This is a genomic window from Thiocapsa sp., assembly GCF_035467215.1.
Lineage (GTDB): Bacteria > Pseudomonadota > Gammaproteobacteria > Chromatiales > Chromatiaceae > Thiocapsa.
Genome location: NZ_DATITZ010000205.1, coordinates 18,046 through 38,362 on the forward strand (window position 1 = coordinate 18,046; position 20,317 = coordinate 38,362).

10 protein-coding genes are annotated in these 20,317 nt (G+C 67.1%); 5 read left to right on the forward strand and 5 right to left on the reverse strand.

Annotated elements, in window-relative coordinates:
• Positions 1-119: 119 nt before the first annotated feature.
• The 3 genes from VLR48_RS11315 to VLR48_RS11325 all read left to right on the forward strand — a co-directional run bounded on the left by VLR48_RS11315 (position 120) and on the right by VLR48_RS11325 (position 4,513).
• The gene (locus VLR48_RS11315; RefSeq protein ID WP_325291887.1) at positions 120-671 is read left to right on the forward strand and encodes a DUF2760 domain-containing protein; all 552 of its coding nucleotides are present in this window, start codon (positions 120-122) and stop codon (positions 669-671) included.
• The gene (locus VLR48_RS11320; RefSeq protein WP_325291888.1) at positions 668-2,509 is read left to right on the forward strand and encodes an Hsp70 family protein; all 1,842 of its coding nucleotides are present in this window, start codon (positions 668-670) and stop codon (positions 2,507-2,509) included. Before VLR48_RS11315 ends, VLR48_RS11320 begins: the two co-directional genes overlap by 4 nt.
• 603 nt (positions 2,510-3,112) lie before the next feature.
• Complete coding sequence (locus tag VLR48_RS11325; protein ID WP_325291889.1) at positions 3,113-4,513, forward strand: hypothetical protein; 1,401 nt, start codon at positions 3,113-3,115, stop codon at positions 4,511-4,513.
• A gap of 248 nt (positions 4,514-4,761) precedes the next feature.
• Here VLR48_RS11325 and mdoH read toward each other — a convergent pair whose 3' ends face one another.
• The 5 genes from mdoH to VLR48_RS11350 all read right to left on the reverse strand — a co-directional run bounded on the left by mdoH (position 4,762) and on the right by VLR48_RS11350 (position 16,289).
• Complete coding sequence (gene mdoH / locus VLR48_RS11330) at positions 4,762-6,873, reverse strand: glucans biosynthesis glucosyltransferase MdoH (RefSeq protein WP_325291890.1); 2,112 nt, start codon at positions 6,871-6,873, stop codon at positions 4,762-4,764.
• Positions 6,870-7,469: a hypothetical protein gene (locus VLR48_RS11335; RefSeq protein ID WP_325291891.1), complete on the reverse strand. Its 600-nt coding sequence runs from the start codon at positions 7,467-7,469 to the stop codon at positions 6,870-6,872. The genes mdoH and VLR48_RS11335 overlap by 4 nt, the downstream gene beginning before the upstream one ends.
• Complete coding sequence (locus VLR48_RS11340; protein ID WP_325291892.1) at positions 7,466-9,031, reverse strand: glucan biosynthesis protein G; 1,566 nt, start codon at positions 9,029-9,031, stop codon at positions 7,466-7,468. Before VLR48_RS11340 ends, VLR48_RS11335 begins: the two co-directional genes overlap by 4 nt.
• 421 nt (positions 9,032-9,452) lie before the next feature.
• Positions 9,453-12,923, reverse strand: a complete 3,471-nt coding sequence (locus VLR48_RS11345; protein ID WP_325291893.1) for a GH36-type glycosyl hydrolase domain-containing protein — start codon at positions 12,921-12,923, stop codon at positions 9,453-9,455.
• A 246-nt stretch (positions 12,924-13,169) separates the two neighbouring features.
• Positions 13,170-16,289, reverse strand: a complete 3,120-nt coding sequence (locus VLR48_RS11350; RefSeq protein ID WP_325291894.1) for a discoidin domain-containing protein — start codon at positions 16,287-16,289, stop codon at positions 13,170-13,172.
• A gap of 219 nt (positions 16,290-16,508) precedes the next feature.
• Here VLR48_RS11350 and VLR48_RS11355 point away from each other — a divergent pair, with 219 nt between their 5' ends.
• A complete protein-coding gene (locus tag VLR48_RS11355) occupies positions 16,509-18,191 on the forward strand; it encodes an ABC transporter ATP-binding protein/permease (RefSeq protein WP_325291895.1) in 1,683 nt (560 codons plus the stop codon).
• A complete protein-coding gene (locus VLR48_RS11360) occupies positions 18,188-19,576 on the forward strand; it encodes a GH1 family beta-glucosidase (RefSeq protein ID WP_325291896.1) in 1,389 nt (462 codons plus the stop codon). Before VLR48_RS11355 ends, VLR48_RS11360 begins: the two co-directional genes overlap by 4 nt.
• The last annotated feature ends 741 nt before the right edge of the window (positions 19,577-20,317 follow it).

Here is a 20,317-nt window from a genome sequence, read left to right on the forward strand (position 1 = left end):
ATTTCATTGAAATCCACGGTCGAGCGACGGCGAGCGGCGCGGTACCATGCGCACCTCGGGACGACGTGCGCTCGCCCGTCGTCCGAACCGATTAAATTGGCCGTCACGAGGATGCTTCCATGGGCTCAGCAACGCCTTCCTTCGTCCGGAGGGCCCTCATCGCCTTCACCAGCTTCAACCGTATCTTGAAGGATCCGGGCTTCGCCCGCGCTGTCGGGGCGCTTGCCAAAGGCGAGGCCGAGCACGCCTTCGCCCGACCCGCAGCGCCCGCTCCGGTGCCTCCGGCGAGTGCTGCGCCGGATTCGGCCTTGCTTCTGCTCGGTCTGCTGCAGAAAGAGGGGCGCCTGGTGGACTTTCTGCAGGAAGATCTCAAGGGCGCCTCCGATCAGGAGATCGGCGCTGCCGCACGCATCGTCCATCAGGGCTGCCGGGGTATCCTGAACACACACCTGAAGATCGCCCCGGTGCGCCAGGAGCCCGAGGGCAGCCGCGTTACACTGGCTCCCGGTTTCGACGCCTCTGCCAATCGACCGACCGGTAACGTCCTCGGAGATCCGCCGTTTCAAGGGACGCTCGTGCATCGCGGCTGGCGGGTCACGGACATGGACCTTCCCAAGACCACCGGCGGACATGACCTGCGCATCCTCGCCGCCGCGGAGGTGGAGCTGTGAGCCACTATCGCTATGCCGTCGGCATCGATCTGGGGACCACCCATTGCGCCCTGTCGTTCGTGGATTCGGACAAGAGCGAGGGCGAGAACATCGTTCAGGGTCTCGTCTCCATCCCGCAGCTGATCGGGCCGGGCTCTGTCGAGGCCCGCCCCCTGCTGCCGTCCTGTCTCTATCTGCCACATCCCGACGAGCTCAAGGCTGCGGATCTTGGCCTGCCCTGGCAGACCGACGCCACCCGCATCTGCGGCGAGATGGCCCGCAACCAGGGCACCACGACGCCGATCCGTCTGGTATCAAGTGCGAAGAGCTGGCTCTGTCATCCGGACGTCGACCGCAAGTCCGCGATCCTGCCGGCCGGTGCACCGGACGAGATCCCGCGGATCTCCCCGTTCGATGCGACCGTGCATTATCTCGCCCATCTGCGCGACGCCTGGAACGGGCAGTTTCCGTACGACCAGCTGAGCCGTCAGGAGGTCACGGTCACGGTGCCGGCCTCCTTCGATCCGGCCGCGCGCGAGCTGACCGCCGAGGCGGCCCGTGCAATCGGCATCGAGCACCTGGTCCTGCTCGAAGAGCCGCAGGCCGCGCTCTACTCCTGGGTCAACGACACCAAGGGCGCTTGGCGGCACGAGGTGCAGGTCGGCGACATCATCCTGGTGGTGGACGTCGGCGGCGGGACCACGGATTTGTCGCTGATCGCGGTCACGGAGCAGGACGGGGCGCTCGAGCTGACCCGCGTCGCCGTCGGCGAGCACATCCTGCTCGGCGGCGACAACATGGACCTGACCCTCGCCCATCTGCTGAAACAGAAGCTGGCGAAGAGCGGCGTGGAGCTGGATCGCTGGCAGCTGCAGGCGCTGACGCACGGCTGCCGCATCGCCAAGGAGTCGCTGCTGGCCGATGCCGATCTGGAGAGCATCCCGGTCGTGGTCCCGAGCCGCGGCTCGCGTCTGATCGGCGGCAGCATCCGTACCGAGCTCACCCGCGAGGAGGTCCGCTCGACCCTGATCGAGGGCTTCTTCCCGGCGGTCGCCGCCGACAGTCGCCCGGCCGTCCGCGCACGCGGCGCAATCACCAAGGTCGGCCTGCCCTACGCGCAGGATCCGGCCGTGACCCGTCATCTGGCCGCCTTCCTCGGCCGCCAAACCGGCGCGACCGAGGACCTACAGGGCTTCGTGGCCCAGACACCGGGCGCGAGCTTCCTGCATCCGACCGCCGTGCTCTTCAACGGCGGTGTCTTCAAGGCGCAAGTCCTCCAAGAGCGCGTGCTCGAGGTGCTCAACCAGTGGCTGAGCGCGGAGGATGCGCCCGTGGCCCGCCTCCTCGACGCGCGCGATCTGGACCTAGCCGTCGCCCGCGGGGCCGCCTTTTATGCCCATGTCCGGCGTCACGGCGGGGTGCGCATCCGCGGCGGTACAAGCCACTCCTACTACGTCGGGGTCGAGAGCGCGATGCCGGCCATCCCCGGCATGGAGCCCGAGATCCAGGCACTTTGTCTGGTGCCTTTCGGGCTCGAAGAGGGGTCGGATCCGGTCGCGCCGCCGCAGGAGTTCGGCCTCGTGGTGGGCGAGCAGGTGCGTTTCCGCTTCTTCGGCTCGAGCGTCCGGCGCGAGGACGAGGTCGGCGAGCTGCTGGAGGAGTGGCGCGAAGATGAGCTCGAGGAGCTCGCCGAGATCCAGACCGTCCTGCCCGCGAAGGATCACAAAAAGGGCGAGGTCGTCGCGGTCCGGCTTCAGGCCACGGTGACCGAGGTCGGCACCTTGGAGCTGACGGCGATCCCGGTCGACACACCGGACGAGCACTGGAACGTCGCCTTCAACACGCGCGGTGGCGGCTGACCCGGAGCCTCGGTTTCCTGCTTCGACCGGCGTTTAAATCAGGCCGCAAAACTCCTCGGCATGACCTTGCCCTGAGTCTCGACATGCGCGCCGCTCGTTTTCGCGCCGACGCCGCCAGCTCGTTTGCGGGGATGGCGCCTGAGCGGCAACCGGACCTGCCGGCGCCGATCACAGCAGCAGATGCAGCTCATCGAGCCGGTCGCGATGCGAGAGGAGCACCCGCCTTTCATCCGCGCTCATGCACGAGCGGCGATTGCTCTGCAGCAATGTATCGTGGCGGTCAGCGTAAAATGGTGACTGCACGCACGGCGGTCTCTTCCCAGTGGAGCTCGTCGCTTTCCGGAGACAACGGCCTCCTAACGTACGCTCAATTCCAAGCGAAAAACGATTAAAGACGCTGAAGACAGTCATCCTTGCCATGAAATCTCTCAGAGTCTGTTCCCGGCTTTTTCGGCACAACGTCGACGGACGCACGCGATTCAGGGCCCACTGCCGCGAAGGGCTCTCGCGCAAGCGCTGCAGCATGCCGCAAGTGCGGGCGGTGTTTGGAGCCTCGTCGCGGTCGACCGAATCTTGCCTCGCTTATCAAGCGGCGGAGACGGCGTGAGCGCACCGCTCGACGTGCGCCCACCGCGAGCAACTCGCCGATTGTTGGTTGCGGCGCTCGGCCTGATCGGCGCGGTGGCCGTCGTCGTCGGACTCGTCGGAGCGCCTCTCTACGGCGATGGTGGATGGTACTTCGTACGAATCGTGCTGACCGGCGAGCCGCTGATTCCGAATCTGCGCGTGAGTGCCGCACTCGCGCAGGTGCCGGTGCTGCTCACCTGGCGCTTCTCCGATGACGTACTGGTGCTGCGGCACGCGTTCTCGCTCGGCTACGCCCTGTTGCCTTGGGCATCGCTCGCCATCGCCTGGTGGCTGGTGCGGCGGCGCGCGCCGTGGCTCTGGGCCTATCCTGTACTCGGGCTTCTGGCCTTGCAGCTCAATTTCTCGGGCGTGTCGGAACTGATGGTGACGTTGCACCTGATCTGGCCGTTCGTGCTCGCCGCGCTACTCTATCCCGAGCGTATAGCCACCTTGGCCTACGGGCTCGTGCTGGGGGCGGTGCTCGTATTTCTTCATCCGCTCTCTTTCACCGCAGCGGCCCTGCTCGCGCTGCTGGCGGTCACCATCGCCCGGCGCGGCGCGGGGCTTGACGCGCGGCGCTGGTACTGGATCGCCGGCTGGTTCGCCGCGGCGGCGTTGGCGCGCTTGGCCTGGACGATCACCGGCCTCACCACGTATGAACGCGGCCGCTTGGCCCCGGAGGCGGCCGCGGGTTATCTGCTGCCGGCGACCGACCTGCAGCTTGGATTCCTGATCGGCATCGGCCTGCTCGGCCTCGGCTGGACGCTGCTGGTCTTCGCGCCGCGGCAGCCTTGGCGCGGACGTCTCACCGCCTTCCTCGCCCCGGTGGCCTGGCTGCTGCCGCTCGCCGCGCTCGGAATCGGCGCCGGCTTTCTGCTCGGCGAGGGCATCCGGCTCAAGGTCGGACTGAGCTTCGTGCTCGGTTTAGGGCTGACGGTGCTCGCCGCACTTGCGGTACTCGCTGTAGAACAACGGAGCACGCCGCTGTCGCCGGCCGTGGGCGGGCGAATGCTGCGGCAACTGATCGCGGCGGCGACGGCAGCGATCCTGCTGCTGGCGGCGGCCCGCTCGGTGGCCTGGTGGACGGCGACGCATGGACTGGTCAACCTGACCGCGAGCAGTCCCGAGACCTGCATCCCGTTCGGCCCCGAAGAACCCTACGCCATGCAATGGCCGTGGATGGCGATCATCGACGACTGGGCGGCGCCGTTCAACGCGTTGGTCTTTCGCGGTGACCCGGGGCTCCGCCCGATCGCGTTGCTGTTGAAGCACGACGCCTGCGCGCAACTCGCCGAAACCGGCATCGTGCACTTCCCGGGCTGGGTCAGCCTCCCGCTCCCGGCGCTCGAAGCCCGATTCGGGCCGCTGCGCCGTTGAGGTTTCATCAAGCCCCTCAGATCGGCACCCGCGATCACCATCCCTATCGCATTGGTGTGCTTGACGTCCTCGTGGTCCAGTGGGCGGGAATCTCGGTGATCGGGATCGATCCATGGCGGGTAAAACCTGGCGGTCTTCAACGCGCCCGCCGCCATGCGGCGAGCCATGCGATAGCCGCTATCGCGGATGACCAGCTCCCCGCCTCCCAATCGAGTGCCTCCAGGCGCAGCCTGGCCACCTCGCCCGGCTTAGGTAGGCTGCGGGGATCGCGCCGGCACGGCGGCCGGACCCACCGGCGCCGACCACAGCAGTAGATGCAGCTCCTCGAGCCCGTCGCGATGCGAGAGGAGCACCCGCTTCTCAGCCGCGCTCAGGCTATCCGGCCCCTCGTCCTGGAGTTGGAAGATCAGACCCTCGAGATAATGCCTGCGCCGCCGGTTGGGGATCTCTTCCGGCAAGAGCGATGCATGCAGCGCATAGGCGCATGGATCAATGACGGCGCGATACCAGAGATCGCCGACGATCTCCTCCGAGCCCCGTTCACCCGAAGCAGTGTCTGCCGAGCATAGGGCGCTTCCGGTGTTCTTCATCTGCTCAGTCAGCAGCTCGAGCACGCGCGGTGGGTCGTGCTCCTCGGGCGTCAGGAAGAGTCCGAGCGCCCTCGTCCGCTCGCCGGGCCAGACCCGACTGGTCGCCATCGAGACCGGGATCGCGAGCAGGAGTCCGGCCAACACAGGCGTGAACCACCAGAAGAAGGCCGGGACGTAATAATAGGTCAGCAGCCCTGCCCCGACGGCCAACAACGTATGTCCGCCGTGAGCCCCGAGCGCCTCCGTCAACCCGGTCCCGTGATCGCCCCGCTGCTGCGGCGGCCAACCGACGACCTTGCGCAGCAGGATCGAGGCGACGAACTTGCTCTGAAAGAGCATGAGCACGGGTGCATAGAGGACCGACAGCAGACTCTCCAGCACGACGCTCAGCGTGGCGCGCGCCAATCCGCCGTGGGCTGCGCCCAGGCGCGGGCGCGCGGCAAGCAGGACCAGGGCGAACAGCTTCGGCAGAAAAAGCATGGCCAGCGTAACCCAGAGGACCGTGGTCATCTCGACCACATAGGAGACGGGCCAGATCGGCCGGAGATAGTCGCCGAAGAAATAGACGGGCACATCCAGGCTATTCAGATACGCCTGCAGGCCCGTGAGCAGCAGAAACAGGAGCCACAGCGGCGAGGCCATGTAGGACATGACCCCCATCGCGAGGTGGACCCGATTCAAGGGCCTGAAGCCGCCCGCGAAGACGAGCCGGGCATGCTGGAGGTTGCCTTGGCACCATCGGCGGTCGCGCTTGGCATAGTCGATCAGGGTCGGAGGGATCTCTTCGTAGCTTCCGCCCAGATCATCGGCGAGCCAGACCTTCCAGCCGGCGCGGCGCAGGAGTGCGGCCTCCACGAAGTCGTGACTCAGGATCTCGCCGCCGAACGGCTCGTGCCCGGACAGCTCGGGCAGTCCGCAATGGGCCGCGAATGCCTCGACCCGGATGATGGCGTTGTGTCCCCAGTAATTGCTGGTATCGCCCTGCCAGTAGCTCAGCCCGGCGACGAAGATGCGCCCGTAAAGGCTACTGGCGAACTGCAGGACACGCGCAAACAGCGAGATCCGGTTGACCGGCACCGGCGGAACCTGGATCAGTGCGACATCCGGGTTGCGCTCCATGCGCGCGACCATCTCCACGAGTGTCTCGCCGGACATGAGACTGTCGGCGTCGAGCACGATCATGTAGCGATAGCGCCCGCCCCACTGCCGACAGAAATCGGCCAGGTTGCCGCTCTTGCGGCTCGTGTTCTCGACCCGGTTGCGATAGAAGATGCGCTCGGGCAACCCTGCCTCGACGGCCCATTTTCGCCATTGCAGCTCTTCTTCGACCCAAATGTCCGGGTCGCGCGTGTCGCTGAGGACAAAGATCTCGAAACCCTCGGCCTGTCCTGTCTCCTGAAGCGATCGGTCGATCGCACGCAGACCCGCGAAGACCCGCTCGGAATCCTCGTTGTAGACAGGCATGACCAGGGCCGTTTTGAAACCCGAACCGGGCGTCGACCCGACGGCGCGTGCGCTCGGAGGTGGCTCATCCTCCCGCACCAGCAGGCGGATGAAACCGATCGCGGCGGTCCAAAAGGAGGCGCTGATCCAGAGGATCAAGATCGCGTAGAGCAGCAGGAGCGCGAACTCGAGCGGGGTGATGCCGCCCTCTTGAAAGACGCCGCTGAGCAAGCTCATGGCGCCGAAGGTGGTCAACAACACCAGGGAAAAGAAAAGGATCCGACGATAAACGGGGTCGGAGCGCCCGCCCGAGGAGACGCCCTTCATAGGGTTTGTCCGAGATTCATACGCCGCCGATGAAGCGATCCGGGGAGCATACGGTGCAGCCGTCGCGCGAGCCGTCGAAAAAGGCGATAACAACAGGGATCGATGCGTTGCGTCACCATCGCCAGAGGCGCCGGATCCGGAACAGCGGCAAGACTGCTGGCTCGGATACGCTCGCTGATCGGTCGATCCCCCGTGGTCTGATCGCCGCTCCGATTACCGAGGTGGGGCGTGCGGCCCGACCAGACCCCGACCCAACCGGGCACCGCGCCGCCCAGGACAACCGCACGGGCCACGCCGCGCATCGACCCCGGCACGTCCGGACCGAGCTCGGCCGCCAGCCACTCGTCGAGCAGCTTGGACGCCTCCTCGATGCCGGTTTCGACGGCGTCGGCCACCAGGTTTGTCTCCACCTGATGCTCGAAGCGCACGCGAATCGCCGTCATCAGGCGTTCGAGATCGCGCGGGTCGCGAACCCCGAGCGCGCGCAGATAACGGGCGACACGCGGTGCCGCTTGCTCCCAATCGGCCGGCGATACGGCGACCGGCTCACCGGCGTCGAGCGACGCGTGCAATCCATCGCCGACTTGTGTAGTCACTGCGGAATCCATTCGAAGCTCCAAGTCTCCGACAGCACGTCGTTCCCGTCATAGAGGAAGCCGCGCAGCTCCGCCGTTCGACCGCGCTCGGGTGTCAGCTCGAAGAACAGACGCCAACCGCCGGTTTCCGGATTGTGCTGCGCGATCGGGGGAGACAGCTCGCCCGAGGTCGTGGTGACGGTCGCCATGACCGGGGTCTCGGCCGGCAGCTTCGAGAGGTTCTCGCCGACGAAATCCACCACGAACTTGCGACGATTGGAATCAAGCACATCCGTTCCTGCAGCGCCGATGCGGGTCGCCAGGGTCCGTCCACCGGTCAAACGCTCCTCCGGATCGGCCGAATATCTCAGGCGATAGGCGAACTCCATCTCGTCTCCCGCTTCGACGCGGCGCTCCGGTGTCCAGAAGGCGACGATGTTGTCGTAGCGCTCCGAGTTGCTCGGGATCTCGACCACCTCCACCACGCCCTTGCCCCAGTCGCCGATGGGCTCGACCTGCGCGCTCGGGCGATTGTGGTAGTGGGCCTCGAGGTCCTGATAGTGAGCGAAGTCGCGGTCGCGCTGCAACAGGCCGAACATCCGTGGGTTCTCGACCTGGAAGGTACTGATGCGCAGACCGAGCGGATTGATCAAGGGGCGCCAGATGCGCTCGCCGGTCCCGGTCTCGATGATAAGTCCGTCCGAGTCATGCACCTCGGGGCGGAAATCATCCATGAACCGCTCGGTAAGCTCGCCGTGCATGAACATGCTGGTCAAGGGCGCAATACCGACCTTCTCGACCGAGTCCCGGAAATAGAGGTGATTCTTGACCTCCATGGTCGTCTCGAGGCCTGGCTTGATCACGAACCGATAGGCCCCGGAAACACGCGGGCTGTCCATGAGGGCATAGACCCTGATCTCGACCGCGTCCTCGGCGGGTTTTTCGATCCAGAACTCGCGAAACAGCGGGAACTCCTCGCGGGTCGAAAGACCGGTATCGATCGCCAGACCGCGCGTGGTGATCCCGTAATTCAGATTCTGAGCCACCGCACGGAAATAGCTGGCCCCGAGGAACACCGCGACCTCGTCGAAGAGATCGTCGCGATTGATGGGGTAGAGCAGACGCAGACCCGCGAATCCCAAGTCATGCGGGATCTGCTCGGGGACCACGTTCTTGCCGTAATCGAACAGCTCGGTCGAGAACTCGACCGGTGTGACCTCCTCCCCGTCGATGAGATTGATGGTCACTCGGTCCTGGAACATGAATCCGCGATGAAAGAACTGGACCTGAAACGGCAGACCGTCGCCGCGCCACAGGGAGTGATCCGGTCGAAAACGGATATCCCGGAACCCGTCGTAATCGAGCGATGCAAAGGCTTCGGGAAGCTCGGGCGCATCGCGTTGGTAAGGCGCCTGCGCCAGCTCCGCGGCACGGCGCACGACGTTTGCAAAGGTGAAGGCACCGGGCACGCCGGCATCCTCCGGCGCTGCAGCGGGCTGGGATACGGCCTCTCCCGCCAGCGTCATCGCCAAGACGACGAGCAGGCCGGCGGAGATTCGTTTGAGGTCGCGAGATGCATTCATAGTCGGAAGCGCCAGGTTGTCCAGTGAGAGATGCCGGTCAAAGATCGTTAAAAAGGTTGCTCGCGGCGGAATCGTCGATGCCGGGTGCTGCGCCCGAGCGGTCCGGAAAACCGACAGCGCGAGGCACGGCTCCCGGCCGCGACCCTGCATCGTGGCCGTCGAGGATGGATTCGGATCGCTCGCCGCGGGCTCGCCGTCGACGCACGGACGCCGCGGAGCCGACCGCTCGGCCGACCCGCGGTGAGCACCGCGAAGATGAGGATGACCCTGGCGTGCGACGCGGTATCGATCCGAAGCGCAAGGCCCCGATTCCTTCTCCACCGCCATCAATCAGGTCAATATACGCGCACATCTTAAGCGAGCGTCGAGTCCGCGTGAAGCCCCCCGAAAGAGGTCGCGACGCGGGCCATCCCCGTTCGGGTCAGGCGCCGACATCGCCGCCGTCGGCGGCTCGTCGCCCCATCTCGATCTCGATGGAATAGAACCCCCCGGAGGCCGGCAGAAGGATCCGCGCGGTCCCCGCCGAGAGCGCCGCAGCCTGCCCGTCCAGACGAGCCGCGACGACCTCCGCACCTCCATGCGGATTCGCCACCCGAATATCGCAACGGGTCGCCCCGTCGGGGAGGCGGTAGAGGATTCGAAACCCGGGCCAATCGCACGGGATACAAGGCCGAATGAGCAGCGTGCGCCCCGACTCGACACGCAGCCCGAGCACCGACTCGAGCGCAGCCCGATAGAGCCAGCCGGCAGAGCCCGTATACCAGCTCCAGCCGCCGCGCCCGACATGCGGCGCCGCGCCGTAGATGTCGGCCGCCACCACATAGGGCTCGAGCCCGTAGGTGGCCAACCGCTCGGGTGAGCTGGTGTGCCAGACCGGAGTGAGGCGTTCGAGCAAAGCGGCCGCGCGCTCGTTGTGACCGAGCTCGGCAAAGGCCATCACGGCCCAACAGGCCGCATGGGTGTATTGTCCGCCGTTCTCGCGCACGCCCGCCACGTAGCCCTTGATGTAGCCCGGATCCTGCGGCGTATCGACGAACGGCGGCGCAAGCAGGCGGATCAGACCCAGATCCTCGTCGACCAGCTCGGAGCGCACGGCGGCCATTGCCTGCTCGGCCCGGGCGCGATCGACCGCACCAGAGAGCACCGACCAGGCCTGCGCGAGCGCATCGATCCGGCATTCGCTGTTGGTGTGCGAGCCGAGCGGAACGCCCTCGTCGTCGTAGGCGCGGCGATACCAGGCCCCGTCCCACCCGGCGTCTTCCAGCGCAGGGACCAGCGCATCCCGATAGGCGCCGTAGGCGGCGACGCGCGCTGCGTCTCCGCGCCTTGCGCAGAGGGGCAGCATGTCCTCGAGGATGCGATACAGGAAGAAGCCCATCCAGACGCTCTCCCCGCGCCCGAGACGCCCGACACGATTCATTCCGTCGTTCCAATCACCCGTCCCCATCAGCGGTAGGCCGTGTGCGCCGCGCGTGAGCGAGCGGTCGATGGCCCGACAACAGTGCTCGTAGAGATCGGCCGACTCGCCGCTGTCTTCGGGCCGAAGGTAGACCTCGTCCTCGCTGGGCGCGAGCAGCGGCGCCGTCAGAAAAGGGACGGACTCGTCCAGGATACCCGTGTCGCCCGTCGCGCGGATGTAGTCGGCCGTCACGAAGGGCAGCCAGAGTAGATCGTCCGAGAACCGGGTGCGCAGCCCCCGCTCCAGAGGAGCGGGATGCCACCAGTGCAGCACGTCGCCCTCGCGGAATTGATGGGCGGCATGCAGCAGGATCTGGGCGCGGGTCAGATCCGGGCGCAGACCGACCAAGGCGGAGGCATCCTGCAACTGGTCGCGGTAGCCGAAGGCGCCGCCGGACTGATAAAAGGCCGAGCGCGCCCATTGGCGGCAGGCCAGGTTCTGGTAGGTCAGCCAGCCGTTGAGCATGAGATCGATCGCCGGGCTCGGGGTCTCGACCCGGAGCGCGTCGGTGAGGTCGGTCCAGAAACCCGTCACCTCGGCCAGGGCCTCGGCGACCGCATTCGCACGGCGATAGCATGCGAGCAGGGCATCCAGCTCCGCCTCGTCGAGACACTCCCCGAGCAGGAAGACGCATTCAGCCGTCTCGCCGGGAGCAAGATGGATCCTCGACTGCTGCGCGAAACAGGGGTAGGGGCCGGCGCCGACGGCATCGCAACTGGCGTCACCGCGGAGGTCGGCGCCGGAAAGGACTGCAGCCGGCGAGACGAGATCGCGGTGACGGCCGATGAATGCGGCGCGATTGCAGCTGAACCCGACCGGCTCGACCCGTCCGCTCGTAACCAGGGTCGCGGCGAAGACGATCGCGCCGGCGAAATCGCCCGCGGCCGGGTTCACTGCGCGCAGGATGTCGCGCTCGGGATCGAACGCGGTCTCGATCGCCCCCGGCGCGCTCGGCTGACTGCCCAGCACCAGCTGCTGATACGAGAAGATCGAGAGCGTGCGAGGGCGCGTCCCGCGATGGGTCAACCGCAGGCGCAGGATGCGAACCGGGTCGCGACGCGGCACGAAGAGCGTGACCTCTTGCACCAGGTCCTTGTAATTGGATCGAAACGCGGAGTAGCCGAAACCGTGGCGGACCTCGTAGGCAACCGGCGCCGGGCGCGGACCCGGCAGGGGCGACCAGACCTCGCCGACCCGCGAAACCGCTGCTGAATCGCCCTCGGTCTCCTCGCGCAGATAGAGTGCCTCGCCGTGCGGATCGCCGACCGGATCGTTGAACCAAGGGGTCAGCCGATTGGCCTGGCTGTTGCGGCTCCAGGTATAGCCCGCCCCCGTCTCGCTGACCAGGAACCCGGCGCGCTCGTTCGCGACCACGTTGATCCAGGGCTGAGGCGGGCGGTGCAACGCGGTTCCGTTCCAAGGCAGGCGGATCACATAGACACGACCATCGGGCGAGAATCCACCGTGACCGTTGAAGCATCGCAGGGCCTCGCCGTCCCGGTCGATCGCGTCCGTCTCGGCGCACGGCGACACCGTCGTCGTTGCCGACCCCGGAGCCTGCGGCGACCACCGCGCCGGGGACCGGGCGTCGCGTCCATCTCGAAAGGGTCGGATCAGATCCAAGGCCGCCTCGCGCCCCTCCGCCGCCCCGGTCAGGAAGAGGATCTCGTCTTCCCCCTCGGGTGCGAGCTCGACGACGACGCGCTGTGCGAGGATCGGATCCAGGACACTGCCGAGCGCACCGGACAAGGGCTCCGTGCCGATCAAGGCCGCTGGGGTGTGCAGACTACCGCCGCGTCCGAGGAAGAGCCGACGGTCGGTCTCCCAGCCGATCGCATGCGCGCCGGCAACGGCGTGGACCAGCCAGGGCCAGCGCTCCTCGGCGGCACGCGGCCGGCGCCGGGCCAAGAGGGCGCCGGATGCGGCGTCGCGATCGGTCTGGACGAAGAGCTTGCTGAAGGCCGGGTGTGCGGCGTCCGCGTTCGGGTCGTTCACGACGACCTCCAGATAGCTGGTCACCTCGATGCGCCGCGCACGCGCGGAGCGATTCTGCAGGCTGAGACGGCGGCACTCCAGGTCGGAGCCGGCCTCGACGCCGAGGGTGAGACTGGTCAACAACGCCTCGGTTTCGCGTTCAAGCTCGACGCGTGCATCCGGACCCTCGCCGATCGCGCGACAGCGGTAGAGCTGCGCCGGGACGCGGGTCGGCTGATAGCCCGCAGACCAAAAACGCCCGGTATCGAGGTCGCGCAGATACAGGACCGAGCCCAGGTCGTCGATCACGGGATCCGCCCGCCCGCGGGTCAGGCCGATCCAGTGCCATGAGGAGACACCGCTGCCGACCTCCGAAAACGACACCGCATAGCGCCCGTTCGAGAGCCGATACACGAGCGGAGGCGCGACCTGCGGTCGGTTGTAGCGATCAGTGTCCATCGTTGAGGTTCCTGACAGGCGTCATCTAAACCGCGTCCAGAGCGACATGCGTCGTTTTCATTGTTCGTTTAGCTTCGGAGATATCCTTGATCCCAGTGAGACGCGGTTTAGAATTTAAGATTTTGAATACTTTAAACCGCGCCGGCTCCGACAGTCGTCGGAGCCGGCGCGGCCAAGCCATCCACCAAATGACGCATACCGCACCGGGCGCGGTTTAAAGACAACTTCGGTCGGCACAGCCGCGGCTCAGGTCACGACGACGCGCGCCGGCAAGGCCCGGATCACCAGCTCCGTCGCCGTGACCTCGTCGGCCGGCTCGCCGTTCACGCGGACCGAGCGCGACGCGAGATCGAGCGGCGGGGCGAAGCGGATCCCGCCCGGCGGGATCCGGTCGAGTCCGGAGAGCGTCAGCTCGAAGGCATCCCCCGCCCCGCGCCCGAGATGCAGGTCCAGCAGGCCATACCAGGTCGGCAGACCGATCACGCTCACCGGACCTTCGTCCAACCAGCCGAGCGGAATCCCGGCACAGACCACGAGCGACCCGTCCGCCTCGCGCTCGTAGGCGAAGAGATCGCGGAAGACCAGGACATACTCGGCACTGATCCAGGCATGCGGCAGGTCGCCCTGATGGCCGGGCGCGCGCGGATCGCGCCAGATGATCTCGGGCCACTGATGCCAGGCCGGCGGACGCAGGTCGGCAAGGAGGACGCGCAGCACCTCGTGGGCCTCGCGGCGGCGTCCGAGCCGGACGAGGGCTCCGACCGCGCGGACCTCGTAGGGACTGTAGTTGGTCCAGTCCACGCCCTGGTCGTGCATGGCGCGAAAGCGATTCAGAAGCTCCTCGAAGGTCCGCCGCAAGGCCGCCTCCGACAGGTGGTGGCCCTCGTCGATCAGGGTCAAGGCCACCGCGATGGCGGTCGGGTCCGGGTCGGCCCATTCCACCGATCCGGGGATGAAGTCGATCCCGCGTTCGGACATGGTCAGCGCGATCGAGGCGTAGAGGGTGCGGCGAAAATCCTCGCAGAGCGCGCTCAGACGCGCATGCTCAGCCTCCTCGCCGAGGATCTCGGCGAGCCAGGCGGCATCCTTGAGCCCGCGCACCGCCCAGAGATCGTCCCAGTAGGCGTGCACCGGCTGGGCGAGATAACCCTCGTGGCTCACCGACTCGGGCAGAAGACCGAAACAGGCGCGGCGCTCGGGCGTGCGCTCCGCATCGGTCAACCGACCGGTGCGCAGCTGCTCCAGATAGGCGACGGCGCGACACACGGCAGGCCAGAGGTCAGCCGCGAGCTGTCGATCGCCGGTGAAGCGCACCGGCTCGGCAACGGCGAAGATGAATTCGCCGAGGCTGTCGTGCTCGGGCAGCCAATCCGGGCCTTTGTGGTCGACACAGCAGGGCACCTCGCCGGCCTCGGTCTGAAACCCAGCATACCAGCGAATAAAGTCTGCCGACTCGGTCCGGCAGCCCATCCGCAGCAGCGCGGCGGACATGACCGCGCCGTCGCGGATCCAGGAGCGGGTGTAGCGACGCGGCCCGGGTTGAAACGCGGGACCGTCGCGGTTGATCAGGATGTGGGCCAGCGCCGTCTTGGCGGTCTCCGCGAGGATGCGGGCCGAGGGCGGCAGCGTGAAGGCAACGGCGCCGAGCCGCTGCGACCAGTCGCGCACCGCCTCGGCAAATCCTGCGTCCGCATCGAGCCCGTGCCCGAGACGCAGCGCCTCCAAGTCCGACCCCGCGCGGTCTCGGGCGAAGGGGATCGCGATCAAGACCTCCTCGACCCCGCCGGGCGGGAGCACCCGATCGAACCGCAGCGCACCCGAGGCGAAGCCGAGCGGATCCTCCGCCGCTTGGTCCGGCGGGAGCCGGCCGAGGGCGAGCCGATCGACGATCGCTCCCTGATCGAAGGTCGCCGCGCCGAATCCGCTCGGCGCGCTCAACGGGATCAGAACCTCCTCGTCGTTCACCCGAACCCGACCGTCGCGATAGGCCAGCCGATGGATCGGACTCACGCCGCCGATGTCGGCATCGCCCTGCCACGGCGGCGAGACCTGGAAGGGGCGCACCGCGACGAAGAGTGTGGCCGCGACCGGGGTGTCGCGCCGATTCTCCAGGCGATACCGTGCATAGAGCACCCGCTGCCCGAGCGCGCCGGCCGCAAAGGCGGTGATCGCGAGGACGAGACCGGCCCGTGTTCCGGTTACGGACGGGATCGGCAGCTCGCCCTGCTCCAAGCCAGGGACCGGCGCCAGCTCGGCCCAGCCGAGCAGACCCTCGTCGACGAACAGAAAGGGCTCGAGCGACCAGCCGGCACCTTTGCCGGCGCCGGGTCCGACCTCGATCAAGCCGTCCTCGTTGAGCAGGGCCGGAATCCCCCCGTCGGGGACATCCACCGCCGTCCAGTAGGTCTGCTCGCGATAGAGCCAACGCGGATAACGCCCGCGCGGCGCGCGCTCGGCCACATGATGGAAGAGCTCGTTTGCAGAGCGCGAAAAGGCATCGGGCTGAAGCTCGATCGAGCCGAGTGCCGGATAGACGCCGTCCGGCCCCGGATCGAGCGAGAGCCGCAAATAGCGCGAGGAGGCGTTCGGCAGGCCGACGAAGCTGCAGGCCCCGCCGGCACGGGAAGCCGAGTAGAGCAGGCGCCAATCCTCCCCGTCGTTCGAGGCCTGCACGTGGAAGGCGCGCTCGCAGGCCGGGGCGTGCGCGGGATCGCTCCAGTGCAGGATCAATCCGCCGTACTCGCATTCGCGGCCGAAATCCAAGTTCAGCCATGCCTCCCCGCAACCGCAGCCGGCGCGCCAGTCGGTCGCGGATCCGCAGTCGAGGACAGCGTCCGGCGGATGTTTAGGCAGGGCGGCCGATGCCGTAAGCGCGGGCGGCCATGGGGGGGTGCGGTCCTCCAGACGAAGATCGGCGATGCTCAGATGGCCTTGCCCACCGGAGCCGGCGACGATCGCGATCTCGATCGCACCGATCTCGCGCGCCACACCGCCGCCGGCCGGTCCCCAGGCGAAATCGATCAGACGGCTCGGGATCTCGAGGACGTGCCAGTCGCCGTCGGGCTCGAGCATCTCCTGGCGGTAGCGCCAGACGTTGGTCCCGCCCGGATCGACCAGCTTCAGCTCGAATCCATTGGGCGGCATCGCGCCGCACAGGGCGAGCCGAAGACAGTAGGCCGCCGGCAGCATGAGCCTTGCCGCACGCCGGGCGACAACGAAGCCGCCACCGCCGTGGAAGTCGAAGTCGAGCCGCAGCGCCGATCCGTCGGGACCGGTGTCGGACTGCAGCCGGAGCTGCGCCCGTCCCGAGGCGTATGCCTGCCAACGCGAAGGGTCGACGAGGTCATCCGGTATCTCGATCGTCATGGGCTGCGGATCCCGCGGGTGGGGGTTGAAGGGCGTCGGTTCGGGGGTTGGCGGGATCGCGTCGAGGATCCCGCGCAACCGATCACGCAACCGGTCAGGGCGTAAGGCTATACTCGCGCCCGGCCAGCGTCATCCGCGACGTTCGGCCAGTGTAGCCGGAAGGGTCGTCGTGCGCTCCGCCGGCACTCGCTTCTACGCTCTCGAAGGCCCGGCTCCACCATGATTGCACTGCGCACAACCATCAGCCGCACCACCTGGAAACGCTTCCTCGAAATGCTCGCCATGCTGGCGCGCTCGGAGGTCGGCGGCAAGGCGAAGCTTCTGTTCGCCCTGTTGATCCTGCTCCTGTTCGGGATCAACGGCCTGAATGTGGTCAATAGCTATGTCGGCCGGGATTTCATGACGGCCATCGAGAACAAGGACATGGGCGGCTTCACGCACTTTGCCCTCCTCTACGTCGGCGTCTTTGCGCTCTCGACTCTGGTCGCGGTCTATTTTCGCTACAGCGAGGAGCGCTTGGGTCTGGTCTGGCGTACCTGGCTGACGCAGCGGGCCGTGGAGCGTTATCTCGAGAATCGGACCTATTTTCGCCTGCAGGACACGGGGGACCTGGCCAACCCGGATCAACGCATCAGCGAGGATATCCGCTACCTCACCGCTACGACGCTCTCGTTCGTGCTCCTCTTGCTCAACGCGAGCTTCACGGTGATCGCCTTCTCGGGCGTGATGTGGAGCATCAGCCCGCTCCTGTTCGTCGTGGCCGTTTCCTATGCCGCGCTGGGCTCGTTCATGACGGTACTCCTCGGCAAACCGCTGATCCGTCTGAATTACGACCAGCTCGACAAGGAGGCGAACTTTCGCTCGCGCCTGATCCATGTCCGCGAGAACGCCGACTCCATCGCGCTCCTGCGACGCGAGGCCAGGCTGAAATACCAGCTGCTCGAGCGCCTGGCCGATCTGACGACGAATTTCCAGCGCATCATCCTGGTGAACCGCAACCTCGGATTCTTCACCACCGGCTACAACTACATGATCCAGATCATCCCGGCCTTGGTCGTCGCCCCCTTGTTCATTAAGGGAGAGGCCCAATTCGGCGTCATTGCCCAGTCCGCGATCGCCTTCGCCCACCTGCTCGGCGCCTTTTCGCTGATCGTCACCCAGTTTCAGTCGATCTCTGCCTACACGGCCGTGATCGCTCGTCTGGCGGGGCTGCGCGAGGCGATGGGCGAGGACCAAGCGCCAGGGGCACCGAACATCGAGATCTGCAACGACTGCGACCGCGTTGCATTCGAGGCACTGACGCTGCGCTCGCCGCGCAGCGGGCGCGACCTGGTCAATGCCTTGTCCGTCTCGGTCCAGCGCGGCAAACGCCTCTTGATCATCGCCCCGAACGAGTCGGCCAAGACGGCCCTGTTCCGCGCGACCGCCGGACTTTGGGACGCCGGCGAAGGGCGCATCCTGCGCCCGAACGACCGTGCACTCATGTTCCTTCCGGAGCGGCCCTATCTGCCGCCCGGGACCTTGCGGCAGCTGGTCACGCCGAGCGACTCCAACGGCTCCTTCACCGACGAGCGCATCCTCGCGACCTTACGGGCGCTGAAGCTCAAGCCCGCGCTCGTTCGGGCGGGCGGGCTCGACACGGAGCGCAACTGGAACGAGCTGCTCTCGCTCGGCGAGCAACAGCTTCTGGCGTTCGCACGGGTGATCCTGGCCGAGCCCGCCTTCGTCATGCTCGACCACCCGACCCGGGCGCTGAGCGAATGCCAGATCGACGAGCTGCTCGCGATGCTGCGCGAGCGCGGGATGACCTACATCACGCTCGGCGACGAGGACGACGATCCCGGCGCCTACGACGAGGTGCTGCTGGTCGCCGAGGACGGCAGTTGGAGCGCACAGGCATGAGCGAGCACGCATTAGAGATGCCGACCGAATCGCCGCCAAGAGGCTTCCTATGGGGCGCGGCCACCTCGGCCTACCAGATCGAGGGCTCTCCGCTCGCCGACGGGGCGGGGCCGAGCATCTGGCATCGCTTCGCTCACACGCACGGTCGCGTCTTAAACGGCGACACCGGGGATATCGCCTGCGACCACTACCGGCGCTGGCGCGAGGATGTCGCCTTGATGGCGGCGCTCGGTCTGAACGCCTATCGCTTCAGCGTGGCCTGGGCCAGGGTCCTCCCCGAGGGCACCGGGCGGGCGAATCAGGCGGGCCTGGATTTCTACCGACACCTGGTCGATGCGTTGCTGGAACAGGGGATCGAGCCCATGCTCACGCTCTACCATTGGGATCTCCCCGAGGCGCTCGACGCGCGCGGGGGATGGGCGAGCGACGCGAGTCCGGGGTGGTTCGCGGACTATGCGCAGATCCTGTATCGCGCCCTCGGCGACCGGGTCCGCCTCTGGATCACATTGAACGAACCCTGGGTCATCACGGCAGGCGGCTATCTCTACGGCGACCTGGCCCCCGGGCATCGCAATCCGCACGAGACGCCGATCGTCGCGCACAACCTGCTGCGCGCCCATGCCGCGGCCTTGGCGAGCGGTCGTGCCGAGGGGATCGAGCAGATCGGGCTCGCCGTCAACCTCGAGCCGCAGTATCCGGCGAGCCCATCGGCAGACGACATCGCCGCGACGGCACGCCGCGACGCCTTCATCAATCGCTGGTTTCTCGACCCGGTCTTCCTCGGCCGCTACCCCGCGGAGATGGAAACCATCTTCGGCAGCGCTTGGCCGCGGCACAGTACAAGCGAGCTGGACGCCTTGCGCGCCCCGCCTGACTTCATCGGCGTGAACTATTACTCGCGTTCGGTCGTGCACGCGGATCCGACCGAGCAGCCGGTCGGTGCCCGCCCTGTGCGTCAAGACGCACGCCCGTACACGGCGATGGATTGGGAGGTCTACCCGCAAGGACTGACCGACATCCTCCTCTGGATCCAGGGACGTTACGGCAACCCGCCCGTCTACATCACGGAGAACGGCGCGGCCTTCGACGACCCGCCGCCGGTCGCAGGTCGCCTCCACGACCGGCAGCGCGTGGCCTATCTGCGCACCCATCTGCGCGCGGCCTCCCGTGCGCTGCGCCGAGGTGTCGATCTGCGCGGCTATTTTGCCTGGTCGCTGCTGGATAATTTCGAGTGGAGCTACGGCTACGCGAAGCGCTTCGGCCTGGTCCACGTCGACCCCGTCGATCGGCAACGGCTGATCAAGGACAGCGGTCGATTTTATCGCGACGCGATTCGCCGTTACGGCCGCCGCCCGCGGCACGGCGACCTGACCGCAAGGGGCTGATTCGGCTCGGGCCGCGTCCCACGGGATCTTCGATCGAGACCTTCGGATGCTGTTCGCAATCACCGGTCCAAAAACGCCGGGGCGTGACGCCCGGGTTACACTAGTCCACGGCCGCTGAGTCGTACCCGGAACGAACACCGCTGCAGGAAGAAATCAGGCATGGCGAAAAAGCCGACTGGATCCAAACCAACCGGATCGAAAAGGGACGCCGCACGCCGCGGCGCATCCAAGCACACCGCATCCAAAACCGCGGCAACGAGCCCTCCGCCTCGGCCCACGGGCGAGGCACAGGTCGCCGCGGTCAACTCGGGTTCGGCGGTGCCGGACCAGGGCAAATCGCCCCCGGCAGGCACGCCCGAGCGCAAGGCGCCCGAAACCGAGACCTACCCTGCCGTGGTCTCGGCACAGACTGCCCGGACAACGACCTCCGCCCCGCAGCCTCCGACCGACTCGGTGCCGAGGCCGGATGGAGCACGCCTGCCGGTCGAGTCGGCGGCGGGCGGCGAGGCGACGTCAGAGCCCGAACCGAAGACCGAGCAAGCGACACCGTCGACCCGCAGCTCGACGCCCGCGGCATCTCCGCCACCGCCGCCGACGCGACCCCGACCGACACGCGACCCGGAACCGTCGCCGATGCCCCTGCCGGAGCCTGTGCCGGAGCCCGAAAATCCATCGGCACCACCACCCGAGCCGGTCGTCGAGCCCGAGCCCGAGCCGGAACCGGAATACGAGCGACCACCC

Coding starts and splice junctions, on each gene's coding strand:
- mdoH (WP_325291890.1), bottom strand. CDS start 6,873: ATGAAGGGCGTCTCCTCGGGCGGGCGCTCCGACCCCGTTTATCGTCGG.
- VLR48_RS11345 (WP_325291893.1), bottom strand. CDS start 12,923: ATGGACACTGATCGCTACAACCGACCGCAGGTCGCGCCTCCGCTCGTG.
- VLR48_RS11355 (WP_325291895.1), top strand. CDS start 16,509: ATGATTGCACTGCGCACAACCATCAGCCGCACCACCTGGAAACGCTTC.
- VLR48_RS11350 (WP_325291894.1), bottom strand. CDS start 16,289: ATGACGATCGAGATACCGGATGACCTCGTCGACCCTTCGCGTTGGCAG.
- VLR48_RS11340 (WP_325291892.1), bottom strand. CDS start 9,031: ATGAATGCATCTCGCGACCTCAAACGAATCTCCGCCGGCCTGCTCGTC.
- VLR48_RS11315 (WP_325291887.1), top strand. CDS start 120: ATGGGCTCAGCAACGCCTTCCTTCGTCCGGAGGGCCCTCATCGCCTTC.
- VLR48_RS11360 (WP_325291896.1), top strand. CDS start 18,188: ATGAGCGAGCACGCATTAGAGATGCCGACCGAATCGCCGCCAAGAGGC.